This window comes from Novosphingobium jiangmenense (assembly GCF_015694345.1).
Taxonomy (GTDB): domain Bacteria; phylum Pseudomonadota; class Alphaproteobacteria; order Sphingomonadales; family Sphingomonadaceae; genus Novosphingobium; species Novosphingobium jiangmenense.
Genome location: NZ_JADQDC010000001.1, coordinates 470,226 through 485,050, shown reverse-complemented (window position 1 = coordinate 485,050; position 14,825 = coordinate 470,226). Strand labels below are relative to the sequence as shown.

General features: G+C 64.8%; 11 protein-coding genes and 1 pseudogene. 5 read left to right on the top strand and 7 right to left on the bottom strand.

The features are described from left to right. Positions 1 to 221 precede the first annotated feature (221 nt). A complete protein-coding gene (locus I2488_RS02145) occupies positions 222 to 875 on the bottom strand; it encodes a TetR family transcriptional regulator (RefSeq protein ID WP_196274150.1) in 654 nt (217 codons plus the stop codon). Positions 876 to 951: 76 nt separating this feature from the next. Continuing rightward, the gene (locus I2488_RS02140) at positions 952 to 2,880 is read right to left on the bottom strand and encodes a flavin-containing monooxygenase (protein WP_196274149.1); all 1,929 of its coding nucleotides are present in this window, start codon (positions 2,878 to 2,880) and stop codon (positions 952 to 954) included. 135 nt (positions 2,881 to 3,015) lie between these two features. On the opposite strand from I2488_RS02140, the gene I2488_RS02135 reads away from it, so the two are divergent. After that, on the top strand, positions 3,016 to 4,446 hold the full coding sequence (locus I2488_RS02135; RefSeq protein WP_343070963.1) for an NAD-dependent epimerase/dehydratase family protein: 1,431 nt from the start codon (positions 3,016 to 3,018) through the stop codon (positions 4,444 to 4,446). Positions 4,447 to 4,507: 61 nt separating this feature from the next. Here I2488_RS02135 and I2488_RS19480 read toward each other — a convergent pair whose 3' ends face one another. Together I2488_RS19480 and I2488_RS19475 are read right to left on the bottom strand one after the other, a co-directional pair. Next, entirely contained in the window at positions 4,508 to 5,770 is a 1,263-nt protein-coding gene (locus I2488_RS19480) for a flavin-containing monooxygenase (RefSeq protein ID WP_343070962.1), read from the bottom strand. 166 nt (positions 5,771 to 5,936) lie between these two features. Beyond that, a pseudogene (locus I2488_RS19475) lies at positions 5,937 to 5,990 on the bottom strand (hypothetical protein); the annotation flags it as partial. Between the two features lie 905 nt (positions 5,991 to 6,895). On the opposite strand from I2488_RS19475, the gene I2488_RS02125 reads away from it, so the two are divergent. Next, positions 6,896 to 9,364, top strand: a complete 2,469-nt coding sequence (locus I2488_RS02125; protein ID WP_196274148.1) for a TonB-dependent receptor — start codon at positions 6,896 to 6,898, stop codon at positions 9,362 to 9,364. A gap of 81 nt (positions 9,365 to 9,445) precedes the next feature. Here I2488_RS02125 and I2488_RS02120 read toward each other — a convergent pair whose 3' ends face one another. The 3 genes from I2488_RS02120 to I2488_RS02110 are packed head-to-tail and all read right to left on the bottom strand — an operon-like array spanning position 9,446 to position 12,557. Beyond that, positions 9,446 to 9,937 carry an Lrp/AsnC ligand binding domain-containing protein gene (locus I2488_RS02120; RefSeq protein WP_196274147.1) on the bottom strand — a complete coding sequence of 164 codons (492 nt, stop codon included), beginning with the start codon at positions 9,935 to 9,937 and terminating at the stop codon, positions 9,446 to 9,448. Positions 9,938 to 9,981: 44 nt separating this feature from the next. Continuing rightward, positions 9,982 to 10,977 carry an alpha/beta hydrolase gene (locus I2488_RS02115; RefSeq protein WP_196274146.1) on the bottom strand — a complete coding sequence of 332 codons (996 nt, stop codon included), beginning with the start codon at positions 10,975 to 10,977 and terminating at the stop codon, positions 9,982 to 9,984. Between the two features lie 29 nt (positions 10,978 to 11,006). Next, a complete protein-coding gene (locus I2488_RS02110; protein ID WP_196274145.1) occupies positions 11,007 to 12,557 on the bottom strand; it encodes a class I adenylate-forming enzyme family protein in 1,551 nt (516 codons plus the stop codon). Between the two features lie 171 nt (positions 12,558 to 12,728). Here I2488_RS02110 and I2488_RS02105 point away from each other — a divergent pair, with 171 nt between their 5' ends. Genes I2488_RS02105 through I2488_RS02095 form a run of 3 tightly spaced genes read left to right on the top strand, consistent with a single transcriptional unit; the run spans position 12,729 to position 14,820 of the window. After that, positions 12,729 to 13,124, top strand: a complete 396-nt coding sequence (locus I2488_RS02105) for a VOC family protein (protein ID WP_196274144.1) — start codon at positions 12,729 to 12,731, stop codon at positions 13,122 to 13,124. A 21-nt stretch (positions 13,125 to 13,145) separates the two neighbouring features. After that, positions 13,146 to 14,000: an SDR family NAD(P)-dependent oxidoreductase gene (locus I2488_RS02100; protein WP_196274143.1), complete on the top strand. Its 855-nt coding sequence runs from the start codon at positions 13,146 to 13,148 to the stop codon at positions 13,998 to 14,000. Positions 14,001 to 14,004: 4 nt separating this feature from the next. Continuing rightward, a complete protein-coding gene (locus I2488_RS02095; protein ID WP_196274142.1) occupies positions 14,005 to 14,820 on the top strand; it encodes an SDR family NAD(P)-dependent oxidoreductase in 816 nt (271 codons plus the stop codon). Positions 14,821 to 14,825: the final 5 nt, after the last annotated feature.

Sequence of the window (14,825 nt, the reverse complement as noted above, 5' to 3'; positions counted from 1 at the left end):
CCGACTCTCCCAAATCACCTGAACGCACTGCCGACTCGTTGGCCGCATGAGGTGCGCTGCATTCGTAATTTACGATGCCATCGGATACGCAAATCGTCAATAGCGATGCCAATCGGCTTTCGATATTCGCGAAAATTGTGCGCGCGGCACAGGCGGCCGGGGAGTCAGGCGGGCAAAGCTCAAGGGGGTGGTCGCGAGGCCACAGGGCCTGCGCGGCAGGATCAGTCCTGCAAGTGGCGCTCGATCGCCTCGTCGGTGAAGCCGACGGCGCGGCAGCAGAACCACACCGCATCGCGCACCAGGTCTTCGGTGCTGCCCTCATAGGGCGAACGCTCGGCCTTGGTGGCGAGCACGTTGAGCACGGTGCCGACGTGTTCGGTGAACAGCGAAGTGTTCCTGACCGAGATTTCCCTGCCGACGATCTCGCCCGCCGCGCGCGCCTGCTGCATCGCTGCGGTGATGCGGTGCTGCATCAGGCGATTGGCGCGGCGATAGACCAGCGTGGCAAAGCCGGTGTCGCCGACAAGGCTGGCCAGCAGCAGACGGAAGCCTTCCCGAATGCGCACTTCGGCCGGATCGACGACGATGCTGAAATAGGCGTGGAGATTGCGGATCAGGGCGCGGCCGTTGAACTCCTGCAGGGCCAGCTTGTCGTAGCTGGCGTCCTGATCGCGGATCACGTCGCGCAGCACCGCGCGGTAGAGCACTTCCTTCGAAGGGAAGTGGCGGTACATCAGCGCTTCGGACACGCCGGATTCCCGCGCGATGTCCTGCGTGCGCGCGGCCTCGTACCCGCTCTGGGCGAAGATCGCCCGGGCCTTGCCGAGGATGACCGCGCGGCGTTCGTGGGCCGGGAGACGGATGCGCTTGTTCACGCCCCCGCGAATACGGCCAAACCGCGATCCTGCGCAAGATGGCGCGCAGAATTGCGGCTTGGCCGGTGCGGTTTCGTCAGTCGATCAGGCGATAGCTGCCCGGTTGGGGCCGGCGCGTTTCATTGAAGAAATCGACCAGGCGCCACGGCCATGACAGGAAGACACGGCCTTTCGAGTTGTTGTAGTAGGAATTTGCGCGCGGATGCGTCCAGATCATCTGCGGCATGCGCTCGTCGACCTTGCGGTTCCACGCGTCGAAGGCCTCCTGCTTCACTTCGAAGGCGCGGGCGCCGGATTCATTGATGCGGTCCAGCGCCTCGATGATCCAGTTGACCTGCGCTTCGGAGATCAGGTTCTGTCCGGCGGCATGGTTGGGCGCGCTGTTGGGGCCGACGGTGTGGAAGTAGTTGGGATAGCCCGGCACGCACATGCCGAGGTAGCTGCGCGGGTCTTCCGTGCCCCATTCCTCGCCAAGCTCGCGCCCGCCTTCGCCCTTGATCACGAGGTTGCCGACCATCTGCGAGACGTTGAAGCCGGTGGCGCAGATGATCACGTCGCATTCGAACACCGAGCCGTCCTTCGCCTCGATGCCGTTCGGCAGGATGCGGGCGATGCCCTGCGTTTCGAGGTGGACGTTGGGGCGGGCGAGGGCATCGAACCAGCCGTTGTCGAGGATGATGCGCTTCGAGAAGATCGGGAAATCGGGGGTGAGCTTCTCGATCAGGTCGGGCCGGTCGGCAAAGCGCTGCTGCATGTAGCCGAGCGCATACTGGCGCGTCATCTCGTTGCCCTCGGAAACGGCGAGCATGTTTTCTGCCCACGCCGGGTCCTTGAGCACGTTCGAGAACAGGCCATCGGCTGCCGCCCAATAGACGCGGAAGCGGAACCATTCCTTGAACGTCGGGATGTTGCCGAGCGCCCACTTCATCCCCTGGCTCACCTCGTGGGCAATTTCGGGGTTGTAGATGACCCAGTGCTTGGTGCGCTGGTAAACGGTCAGTTCGGCGACCTCGGGCGCGATCGCACCGCAAAGCTGGGCCGAGCTGGCCCCGGTGCCGATCACGGCAACGCGCTTGCCCTTGAGATCGAGGTCGGCGGGGTAGGCGGCGGTGTGGACGACGGGGCCATTGAAGTCCGACAGACCGGCAATGTCAGGCATCTTTAGGCGGTTGACCGGGCCGTGGCCGTTGATCACGGCGTTGACGACGAGGTCTTCGCTCGTGCCATCGGCGTTGCGGACGGTGACCGTCCAGGTGCAGGACTTCGCGTCCCAGACCAGCTTCTCGACCGTGGTGTTGAAGCGGATGTCGCGGCGCAAGTCGTACTTGTCGGCAACGCCGGTCATGTAACGCTGCATGTCGGCGCCATGCGGGTGGTAGTGCTGCCAGTCAGGCCAGATCTCCCAGCTGAAGCTGTAGAAGTGGCTCGGCGTGTCGACGCCGACGCCGGGGTAGCGGTTCTCGTACCAGGTGCCGCCGACTTCGGCGTTCTTCTCGATCACGACGAACTCGTAGCCCGCCTCGCGCAGCTTGGTTGCGGCGGCCATGCCGGTCATCCCCGCCCCGATGACGAGGACCTTGAAGCCGGCCTTGGGTGCGGGCCGGTCGGGCAGCTTGCTGCGGTCGATCCACGGGCGGAAGCCGCACTGGTCATAGACCAGCTCGATGAATTCGTCCTCGACCGGCTCTCCGACCGTGACCGACATGATCCGCTGGACCAGCGCGTCGGCAGGGGCACCGGCGGCAAGGCCTTCGCCGGTGGTGAGCAGGTGGCGCAGCTTGAGGCGCAGTTCATCCGCCAGCGCTTCGGGGATGTCGGTGGGCGGGTAGGAGAAGGCGGGGCGGATGTGCGGGGCGAATGCCTCGAGCATGGCGCTGTCGTGCGAGAGATAGACGTAGGCGGCGAGCAGGGTCGGCACATTGGCCTCGTCCAGCGCCCGGGCAAGCTCGGCATTGTCGGCCAGAGGGGTGAAGCGGGTTTGCTCTGCGGCAAGAATCGAGGCCATACGGCGGTCTCCCTATCGTTATAAGTGGGCGCTTACATTAAATTGCGCGGGCAAGTAAAGCCGCGATTGAACCGGTTGACGGGATCGCGAAATTAATCGAACTTACGGGAGCGATTTTGCAGGCGGAGCACAATAGTGGCGATCAGCACGAAGAAGACCGTGTTCCTGACCGGAGCGACCGGCAACATGGGCAGCGCCACGCTCGCAGAGCTGGTGCGGCGCGCTGACCGGTTCCGGGTGAAGGCCCTGGTCCGCCCGGAAGAGCGCAATCACGCCGTGGTCAAGCGCTTCGATGGCAATCCCGCCGTGGAGTGGGTCTGGGGCGATCTCACCAATGTCGAGGACATGCGCCGAGGCGTGGCGGGCGTGGATCAGGTGCTGCACATCGGCGGCATGGTCTCGCCCCTGGCCGACAAGTTCCCCGAGCGGACCATGAAGGTGAACGTCGGCGGTGCGCGCAACATCGTCGAGGCGATCAAGGCGGCGGGGCAGGCCGAGACGACTTCGCTGGTCTATATCGGCACGGTGGCGCAGACCGGGCATCGCAATGCGCCGGTGCATTGGGGCAGGACTGGCGATCCGATCAAGATCAGCCGGTTCGACCAGTACGCCGTCAGCAAGACCGAGGCTGAGGCAATCGTCGCGCAGAGCGGGCTGAAGCGCTGGGTCTCGCTGCGCCAGACCGGTATCGCGCATCCCAACATGTGGAAGATCTTCGATCCGATCATCTTCCACAACCCGTTCGCCGGCGTGTTCGAATGGGTGACGGTCGGGGATTCGGCCCGCCTTGCGGCGAACGCCTGCGAGGATGCGGTGCCAGAGGCGTTCTGGAAGCAGTTCTACAACATCGGCGGGGGCGAGAAGCTGCGGGTGGTGAACCACGAGTTCGCGCGCATCACCGCCCGGGCGCTGGGGCAGAAGGAGGCCTTCGCCAGCTACCTCCCGCACTGGTCGGCCACGCGCAATTTCCACGGTCAGTGGTACGCCGATTCCGACCGGCTTGAGGAAATGGTGCCATTCCGCTCCGAAACGCTGGAAGATTGGGCGCGCGAAATGGTGGCGGGCATGCCTGCGCTGGTGCGCCTGATCGCGCGGTGGTTTCCGGGCGTGGGGCGTAGCCGGATGGAGAAGCTCGCCAAGGGGCCGGGCGGCACGCTCAACTGGATCGCCAATGACGACCGCGAGCATATCGACGCCTACTTCGGATCGCGCGAAGCATGGGAGAAGCTGCCGCGCGACTGGGCGGACTTCGAGTTTCGGCAACCATCGCGCGAAGTGTCGCTGCTAGATCACGGTTACGACACCGGCAAGCACGAGCACGACTGGACCGGCGACGATCTCAGGTCCGCCGCCGAGTTCCGTGGGGGCAAGCACCTCGGTGCGTTGCATGATGCCGACAGCCCCACGCAGTTCCGCTGCGCGCTCGGGCACGAATTCGCGATGACGCCGAGGCTTTACCTGAAAGGTGGCCACTGGTGCCCGACCTGCATGATCGACCAGTCGAGCTATGATGCGAACAAGGCGGCCAACCCGTTTTTCGCGCAAGTCTGGCCGGATGTGGATTGAAACCCGGGACTGAAAGAGGCGCGGCGACCGGATCGGCCGCCGCGCCCGAGGTTGGTGGCGATCAGGACAGGGTGAGGTCCTCGCGCGCAGGATGACGGGTCCACTTCCAGTAGTCGGCAAGGCGGAAGGGGCAGGAGATGATGTTGCGACCGGCCGAGTTTAGGTAATAGCTCTTGGCCTTCGGGTGCGCCCAGATCATCTGGCTCATCTGCGCGGCGACCTTCTCGTTCCACGCATCGTAGGCGGCGATGGTCGGCTCCACCTTGCGGGCCTGTTCGGCGACCATCAGATCGAGCGTCTCGACCATCCAGTTGATTTGCGCCTCGATCACCATGTTGACGCCCGCAGCATGGTTAGGTGCGCTGTTGGGACCGAGCACGAAGAAGAAGTTGGGATAGCCCGGCGTCATCACACCGAGGTAGCTGTAGGGATCGTCCTCGCCCCAGTCCTCCTGGATGCGGCAGCCGCCCTTGCCGACGATGTCGAGATTGCCGGCGACCTTGGTGATCTCGAAGCCCGTAGCCAGCGCCAGTACGTCAACCTCGACGCGGGTGCCATCATTCAGGACGATCGCGTCCTTCTCGATATGGTCGATGCCGCGCGTTTCCAGCGTGACGTTGGGCCTGACCAGCGTATCGAGCCAGCCGCCATCGGCATCGAGCACGATGCGCTTGCCGAAGATGGGATAGTCGGGGACGATTTTCTCGACGAGGTCGGGGCGGCTGGCCAGCTTGGTGTGGATATAGTGCAGCGCGTAATTGCGCACGGCATCGTTCTGCGCGCTGATCGAGACCTCCTGGTTCGGCCAGTCTGCCTCCATCTTGACGTTGCCATAGAGTCCGTCGCCCGAGAACCAATAGACGCGGAAGCGGAACCATTCCTTGTAGTGGGGGATCTCGCGCAGGGCGAAGCGGACGTTGTCGTTGACGTTGACGTTGATGTCCGGGTTGTTGAGCACCCAGTGCTTGGAACGCTGGAAGATCGTCAGGTGCGAGACTTCGTCGGCAATCGCCGGGGCGAGCTGCGCGGCGCTGGCGCCGGTGCCGATCACCGCAACGCGCTTGCCCTTGAGATCGACCGAGGTGTCCCATCCGGCGGTGTGCATCTTGGGCCCTGCAAAGGTTTCGAGGCCCGGAATCTTCGGCATGGACCAGCGGTTGAGGACGCCATGGGCGAGGAGCACGGCGCTGGCGGCCTTCTCGCTGGTGGTGCCGTCCTTGTGCAGCAGCTTGACGCGCCACTTGGCAGCGCCGTCGTCCCACACCGCGCCGGTGACGCGGGTCTCGAACAGGACATGGTTGCGCACACCGTGCTTGCCGGCCACGCCCACGAGGTAGTCCTGAATTTCCTGCCCCTTGGGATGGTAGTGGCTCCATTCGGGGTTCAGTTCGAACGAGTAGCTGTAGAAGTGGCTGGGCGTGTCGACCCCCGACGCCGGGGTAGCGGTTTTCCCACCAGGTGCCGCCCAGCTCGGCGTTCTTCTCGACGATGGTGTAGGAATAGCCCGCTTCGGAGAGCTTGATGCCCGCCGCAATGCCGCTCATGCCACCGCCGATGACGAGCACGTCGAAGTCCTTTGGCGGAGTCGGACGGCCGGAGATGTGCTTGCGCGCGACCGGCGGTTCGAAGCCCATCTGGTCGTAGAGCACCGGGATCAGGCCGGGATCGACGTCTTCGCCGACGCTGACGCTCATCATGTGGCGGAGGAACTCGGTGTCGAGAGGCTTTTCCTCTGGCGGAATGGGCGAGGTCAGCAGCGCGAACAGGCGGTCGCGCAGGTCCTGCGCCATGGCTTCGGGCACATCGCTCGGCGCGTCAGCGGCGTAGGCGGCGGTGAGATAGGGCGCGAAGCTGTCGAGGTAGGCTCGGTCCTGCGCCCAGGTCGAATAGACCATGAGCAGCGTGGGCAGGTTCGCGTCCCGCAGAGCAGCCTTCAGGCTTTCCCGGTCGGTGATGGGCAGGTTTGCCGTGCGGGGGGAGTTCGTGGCCGACATCGCGGTTCCTCTCGTTTGAGTAAGTGAACACTTACAAGTGGGGCGTGCGCCTGTCAATGGCGATGCTTCGGCTTCTCAAGTAAGCCTCGCACTCCGCCCATCACATGCGTGGCCAAACAGCTACAGTCCTACGCAAAAAGGGAAACTCTCAGCCCTATGATCATGTTTGATCACGTTTGATTGCTTGCGGTTTGACACTTCCGCGTTTGTAGGTTAGTCATGACTAACTTCGGCGAAGGACGTGGCAGTCTGCGATCGGGGAGAGGAGGATGCCAAGGCTCGCGGTTTGCGCTTCGGGTGCAGCCAAGGGGGCGAGCCCCGGCAACCCACCGATTCTCTCTGACGCAAGCGGCCAACCCGTCCTTGGCCGGTGTCCGGCCGGGCAAGACGTTCGGCGCGTTGTTCCAGAATCCGGCGGCAAGGCCCGTCGGCAAGGCAATCACCGGGGAGGAAACATGAAGTTCGATACCTTGAAGCTGTCGCTGCTGGTTGGCGGAAGCATTGTGGCGCTCATGTCGCCCATTACCGCCAGCGCAGCCGAAGCTGCGGACGCGCAGCCGCAGGCGGCCGAGGAAGCGCCGGCCAACGAGATCATCGTCACCGCCACGCGCCAGTCGCAGAAGCTGCAGGACGTGGCCATGACGGTCAACGTCGCCACCGGCGAACAGCTCGAGAAGTTCAAGATCTTCGACGTCAAGGACGTGGCGCAGCTGGCGCCGGGCCTTGAACTGACCAATGTCAGCGGCCGCAACAACACGACCACGCTGCGCGGCATCTCGTTCGATCCCGATCAGGGCACCTCGCCTGCGGTACAGGTCTACTTCAACGAGATCCCGACCGACGCGCAGACCGTCTATACCGCGATCTATGACGTCCAGCAGATCGAAGTCCTGCGCGGGCCGCAGGGTCTGCTGCGCGGCCTGTCGGCTCCGGCCGGCGCGATCACCATCGCCAGCCGCCGCCCGGACTTCGACAAGCCCGAGGGCTATGCGCAGATCAGCGGCACCACCCGCGCCGGGTACAACGCGCAGATGGGCGCTTCGCTGCCGTTCTCGGACAAGCTGGCGATCCGCGTCGCCGCGCTGGTCGACGGCAACCGCCTCAACAACGTCTATAACGTGACCCGCGGCGAACGGTCGAAGAGCACGACCGAAAGCGCGCGCGTCACTCTTGGCTGGAAGCCGACCGACAATTTCACCGGCTACCTGACCTACCAGTACCTCGAAGCGGACAATCGCCAGTTCCAGCAGGTCATCGGCACCGGCAACAATCCCTACAGCCAGTACTTCACCATTCCGGTTCCGGGCGTGGGCGATCTTCCGGCGCAGCTGGCCGGGGTGTTCATTCCCGATACGACCGCAAGCTCGGGGCCGGCGCTGACGCCGGGTGACTACGCCTCGGTCCAGGACGGGGTGTTCCGCAACATCAACAAGTCGCACATCGTCAATCTCAACCTCGATTACGATCTGGGCGGAGCAACGCTCGCCTTTGTCGGTGCGCACCAGTTCAGCAAGCTCGATATCAAGCGCGATCTCGACGTGACCAACGCGCTGCCGGGCTATGTGCAGTATTCCAATGTCGTGACGCCCTACAAGGTCGACACCGCGGAACTGCGCCTGACCTCGAACAACACCGAGGGCCTCGGCTGGGGCGTCGGCGCGTTCTACACGAAGCAGACCGGCACGACCGTGGTCGATCAGGACGCCTCGCAGTTCTGGTATGCGGTCAACCCGAACGCGCAGGTCAATCTGCCGTTCGCCGCGATCGGGGTGCCGCTCCCCGGCTTCACGCCGTTCACGCTGCCAAACACGCTGGGCATCGCGACCCGCGTCAACGTGCCGGTCAACAACCAGACCTGGTCGTTCAACGCCAACCTGCGCTATCGCTCCGGCCCGCTCTCGATCGAAGGCGGCGTGCGCTACTCGATCATCAAGAGCGTGCAGACCACGCAGCTGACGCTCAGCGGAGCCGTCAACAGCGGCCCCACCGAGATCATCCCGGCAGCCCTGCAGCGCAACACCAACAAGCCGGTGACCGGCGGCGTCAACATCTCCTACGCGATCACGCCGGACCTCAACGTCTTCGCCGCCTATGGCCACTCGTTCCGCGCCGGCAGCACCGGCGTTGCGGTGCCGGCCGGCATTTCCAACGACCTGATCCGCACCAATCCGGAAAAGACCGATTCGTTCGAGGCCGGCTTCAAGGGCACCATGTTCGACAGGCGCGTGAACTACTCGGTCGCCGCCTACTACCAGAAGATCGACAACTTCCTGTCGCGCTTCACCGACATCTATTACAACGCGCCCGCCGCCCAGCCTTCGACCGGCTTCTTCGATTTCAACTACAACGCCGACGCCACCGTGAAGGGCGTGGAGGCGTCGTTCGACGGCCGCGTTTCCGACAACTGGGACCTCGGCGTGTCGGCGGCTTATACCAAGGCGCGGTTCGACAAGGCCCGCGTGCCCTGCACCGACTTTGCCGGAACCGGCATTCCCAACCGCACCGGTGCGCCTGCCGTCACCGGTAACGGCAACGTCAGCTATTGCATCGCCAATGGCCGCCTTGCCGAGGTTCCCGACTTCAGCCTGACCGCCAACACCGAACTGCGCGTTCCGATGGGCGATTTCACGCCCTTCGTCCGCGCCCTGTTCACCTACCGTCCGGGCTTCGATTCCGAACGCGCGCAGTACACCTACCAGTCGCGCGAACTGCTCAACATGTTCCTGGGCGTGCGCACCAGCGACGGCAAGTGGGAGTTCGACGTGTTCGCCCGCAACCTGCTCGACCAGCGCCGCATCACCCAGCGCGGCCTCGGCAACGGCACGGTGGATTCGCTGATCGCCGGCACCTTCAACTCCGGCTTCCGACAGGTCAGCATGACCAACCCGCGCGAATTCGGCGCTACGCTGAAGTTCAACTGGTAAGCAGTCCGGACCACCGGGAAGAGAGGGGTCGCTGGCTAAGCGACCCCTTTTTCGTTTTCGCAGGATGCAAGGCCTGCGGGCTCAGGCCTTCCCCTCGATCGGGGCAACGTCGAACTGGTACTTGATGATGTCGACGACAATGGCCGGGGTGAGCGTGCGGATGCCGTGTACGCCCGAAAGCTTGTCGAGCAGGAACTCCGACAGGTCGTCGAAATCGTGCAGGGCGACGAGCATGTCGATGTCATAGCCGCCGGTGACCAGGTGTGCGGCGACGACTTCGGGCAGCGCCGCGAGTTCGTGGGCGACATCGGAAGCGGGACGGCCATCGACCGAGACCGAGATGCGCAGCAGCACGTTGAAACCATGCGCCGAAAAGTCCGACACCGCGACAACGCGCAACTGGTTGGCATCCTCCATGCGGCGGATGCGCGTGGACACCGTGGTCGCGGTAAGGCCCAGCATGTCGGCCACCTGCTGGTTGTTGGCCCGACCGTTCGCCCGCAGGGTTTCGATGATCGCAAGGTCGGTCGGGTCCGGACCCGCAGGTGCCGGGGCGGGCGCAGTGCCCGCCACCGTGGACGCCTTCTGTGTGGTCCGCCGTTTGACTGGCGCCTTGCTCACGCTTGGCCGATGCCGAGGTGGCGTTCGAAGAAGCGGGCCATCAGGTCGATTGCCTCGCGCGATTCCGGGATGCCTACGCTGTACCAGAAGCCGTGGGCCATGGCTTCGAACACGAAGAGTTCGGCATCGCGACCGGCCTTGCGCAAGGCGCGGTGGAACATCGCAGTGGAGCTGAGCACGGCGTCGCGCGTGCCGGTGACCAGCAGGGTCGGCGGGAAGTCGGACAGGTCGCCCTTGATCGGGACGAGCAGCGGATCGTTGCGGTCCGCCGTGCCGACGAAGACGCCGCGCTCGCACTGCGGATCGTCAAGCTTCGCGCCGAGGTGGCCGTAGAAGCCCGATAGCGTCAGGTAGTTGAAGGTATCGCCAAGCTGCGTCACGTCGCCGCCCGCCGTGAACACGCCGCAGGCCGCAGGCAGGGGCAGGCCTTCCTTCTTGAAGCGCATGATCGCCATGGCCGTGAGGAAGCCACCCGCCGATGTGCCGAACAGGATCACGTCCTTGGCCGCATGGGTCCTCAGCGCATCGCGATAGACCGCGACGATATCGTCGACCGCTGCCGGGAAGGGGTGTTCCGGCGCGAGGCGATAGTCGACCGCGATGACCTCGCAGCCGGTCTCGCCAGCAATGGGAATGGCCTCCACCAGCGAGCCAGAACCCATCACGAAGCCGCCGCCGTGCAGGTTGATCAGCAGCTTGTCGGCATGGCGCACGCCGTCCTTCGGCTTGATGCGGTGGCAGCGCACTCCGTCGATCGCGGTTTCCTCGATCGTGCAGGGAAAGACCTCGAGCGCCTGTTGGTTGAGCCATTCGAACATCGGAGCCAGCGGTTCGCGCATCAGCCACATCGGCACCGGGGGCGCGTCCTCGGGCATCTGCTGGTTGGGATCGAAGCGCAGATAGGCCTTGGCTTCCTCGCTGATCGTATCGGGCACGTCGAGCTTGACCCGGCCGAGATCCACTACCCCGTTTTCAACTTTGTAGCTGCGCATTCGTCTTGTTCCTTCGGATGTATGTCGGGTCAGTTCACGATGAGCCGTTCGCGCAGTTCGCGCTTGAGCAGCTTGCCGTTGGCGTTGCGGGGCAGGGGCGCGGGCTCGATGTGGATGTCCTCGGGCACCTTGTAGTCCGACAGGAGCGCGCCGACGTGAGCGCGGAGCTGGTCGGCTGTCGCCGGTTCGCAGAGATGGACGAAGGCCACCACGCGCTCCCCCAGCACCGGGCAGGGCTTGCCGACCACCGCCGCCTCGACCACGGCGGGATGGGCGCAGAGGGTGTTCTCGACCTCGACCGACCACACCTTGAAGCCGCCCCGATTGATCATGTCCTTGAGCCGGTCGTGGAGGGAGACAAAGCCCTGCGCGTCCATTGCGCCGATGTCGCCCGATTTCCAGAAGCCGTGGCAATAGGCGGCTTCGGTGGCGGCAGGATCGTTCCAGTAGCCGGGGCTGACCATCGGCCCCGCCATCCAGATCTCGCCCTGTTCGCCGCGCGGCACTTCGCGCCCTTGCGGGTCCATCACGATCAGGTCGCAGCAGGCCACCGGCAGGCCGAGTTGGCGCGGTCGCGCCGCTGCTTCCTGTGCTGGCATGATCACTGCGGGCGAGGCCGTTTCGGTGGCGCCATAGGTGTTGTGCAGGGCAAGGCCGGGCAGGCGCGTGGCGATCTCGGCAATCGTCGCGTCGGGCATCGGTGCGCCGCCGAAGCCGCAGACCCGCCAGTCGGGCAGGGTCGTCCGGTCACAGTCCGGCTGCATCAGGATCAGCGCGATCATGGCGGGGACGATCAGCGTGTAGGTCATGCGCTCCTGCCGGGCGATCTCGACGAAGCGCGCCGCCTTGAACTCGCGCATGATCACCAGGCACCCCGCCACGGCAACGCTGACGCCGAGCAGGGCGACAAGTCCGGTGACGTGGCTTGCCGGGACCGCCAGCAGGCAACGCTCGCCCTCGCGCAGGCCGTAATGCGCGCGATAGTGCAGCAGCGAATGGACTACGTTGCAGTGGGTCAGCACCGCGCCCTTGGGCTTGCCCGTGGTGCCCGAGGTAAACAGGATGACTGCCGCATCGTCTTCGTCGACGGGATCGAAGTGCTGCGGCTCGGCGGCGGGGAGGGCCGTCTCATCAGCGACGGCAAAGCGATGGCGGAGAGCCTCTGGAAGATCGGGCAGGGCGGCATCGGCTTCGTGGAACAGCACCGCCGCGCCGCTGGCTTCGAGAGCCTGCGCGATCTCCGGCTTGCTCAGCCGCAGGTTGAGCGGCACCGCGATCCACCCGCCCAGCGCGCAGGCGAGGACGATGACCTGATATTCCAGCCGGTTGCCGAGCAGGATGGCAACGCGCTCGCCCTTGGCCAGACCGGCCTGTGCCAGCGCCGAGGCTAGCGACTGCACCGCCGCATCCAGCTGCTGATAGGTCAGCCGCCGCGATCCATCGACCACCGCTTCTGCGTCCGGCGCGCGTGCCACCGCCCGCGCCAGACAATCGGCCAGCGAGCGTGCCCGGTCGGCAAAGGAGCGCACCACGCGTCCATGATGAACTTCGTGGCGCAGATCGGCGGAAAACGCGTGCATCACCTCTCCTGATGCGTCTTTCATCTTGTCATTGCGTAATCAATGCGCGAATGAGCTACGATAATCAATAGTAAGTGGCCACTGAGTCACATTGTCGGGACGCGTTTTTGCGATAGGCCAGCGAGGCGGCTGCAAGCCATGCCATCGGGGCGAAATGGGAGATAACCGGAAATGACCGCACTGTCAGGCTTCACCAAGCTGATCTGCCGCGATGAAGAGGCGATGGCCGCCTATTACACCTCGGTCTACGGTTACGGCATCGTCCAGCGCGTTGCCGGAAGCAGCGATGGCGAACCCTTCCGCGAAGTGATCCTTGCCCCCGGCGGCGACTGGACCAAGGGCTCGCTGGTCATGTTCAACTTCACCGAACGTGACGCCCCGCGCGACCAGCAGGTCATCCTCGGCTTCGTGGTCGAGGACCTCGATGCGCTGGTGGCAAAGATCACCGCCAACGGCGGCAAGCTGGTCGGCCCGATCCGCGAGGAAGCCGAACACGGCGTGCGCGTGGTATTCTCCACCGATCCCGAAGGCGCGCTGTGCGAAAACGTGCAGATGCTGGCCCATTGATCCGCAGCGGAGAGTAAGCCCATGGCCTTGGACAAGGACGTATTCGCAGGCGGCGTCGCCGTCGTCACCGGTGCCGGTTCGGGCATCGGCGCAGGCCTCGCCCGCCGCGCAGGCGCGCTTGGCATGACCGTGGTGGTGACCGACATCAACCAAGCCGCAGCGGCCGAAACGGTCGCGGCCATCGTCGCGGCAGGCGGCAAGGCCGAGGCCGAGAAGGTCGACGTCTCCATCCCCGAGGAACTTGATCGCCTGGCAGAGCTGGTCTTCGCCCGCCACGGCGAAGTGCGCCTGCTGATCAACAACGCCGGGATCGAGACGGTCGGCTACACCTGGGAAGTGCCGACTGCACGTTGGGAAGCCGCGCTCAACATTAACCTGCACGGCGTGATTCACGGCGTGCGCGCCTTCGTGCCGCGCATCATCGCCAGCGGCAAGGAAGCGTGGATCGGCAACCTCTCCTCGGTCGGCGCCTTCGGGCAGATGCCGGCGCAGACCGCCTATATCGTCACCAAGCACGCGGTGCAGGCGTTCAGCGAATGCCTCTATCTCGAGATGGAGCTGAAAAAGCTGCCGATCCACGTCTGCTCGATCATTCCCGGCATGATGCGCACCAACATCTTCAATGCCGAAGGCGGCGAGGGCGAACCCGCCAACGCCAGCGGCCATCGCCGCGCAATGTTCGAGATGATGCGCGATTATGGCATGGACCTCGACGAAGGCTGCCGCCTGTTCCTCGAACAGATGGCCGAGAAGAAGTTCTGGGTACACAGCCAGCCCGAGATGAGCGAGCAGGCCCTCGGCGGCCGCATCCGCTTCATGCAGGACCAGACCCCGCCGGTCATGCCCGACATCGCCCGCCAGATCGCGGGGGATTGAGGCGATGGGCAGGCTTGAAGGCAAGGTGGCGATCGTCACCGGGGCGGGCCGCGTCGGCAATATCGGCGTGGCCGTGGCCCGCGCGTTCCTGCGCGAGGGCGCCAAGGCCGTGGTCGGCACCGATTTCCGCCGCGAACAGGCGGCAGAGATCGAGGCGCTGGTGCGGGCCGACGGCTCGCCCGGCAGCTTCGTGCTGATGGAGCAGGACGTGACCAGCGAGGCCGACTGGGCACGCGTTGCAGAGGCGACCGTCGCCGATTTCGGCCAGATCGACGTGCTGGTGAACAATGCCGGCCTGTCGATTCACGGCGGCATCGCCCAGACCTCGCTCGACGATCTGCGCAAGGTCATGGCCGTGAACCACGATGCGCTGTTCCTCGGCATCAAGGCTTGCGCCCCGCATCTCGCTTCGGCGGTGGAGCGGTTCGGCGGCGGCGGTTCGATCATCAACAACCTGTCGATGGCCTCGTACATGCCCAACGCCACCAACATCGGCTACCACGTCTCGAAAGCGGCGGGTCGGATGCTGACGATCTGCGCGGCGCTGGAATACGGCCCGCAGAAGATCCGCGTGAACTCGATCCACCCCGGCGTGACGATGACCCCGATCTTGCGCGAGGGGCTGGCCGACTACGTCGCGCAAGGCATGTGGGAAAGCACCGAGGCAGCCGAAGCCGCGCTTGCCGCGATGAATCCGCTTGGCGTGGCGAGCGAGCCGGAGGATACCGCACACGCATTCGTCTATCTGGCGAGTGACGAGGCGCGTTTCGTGACCGGCGCGTCGATGTACCATGATGGCGCGATCGGCCTGAGGTACTGATGACG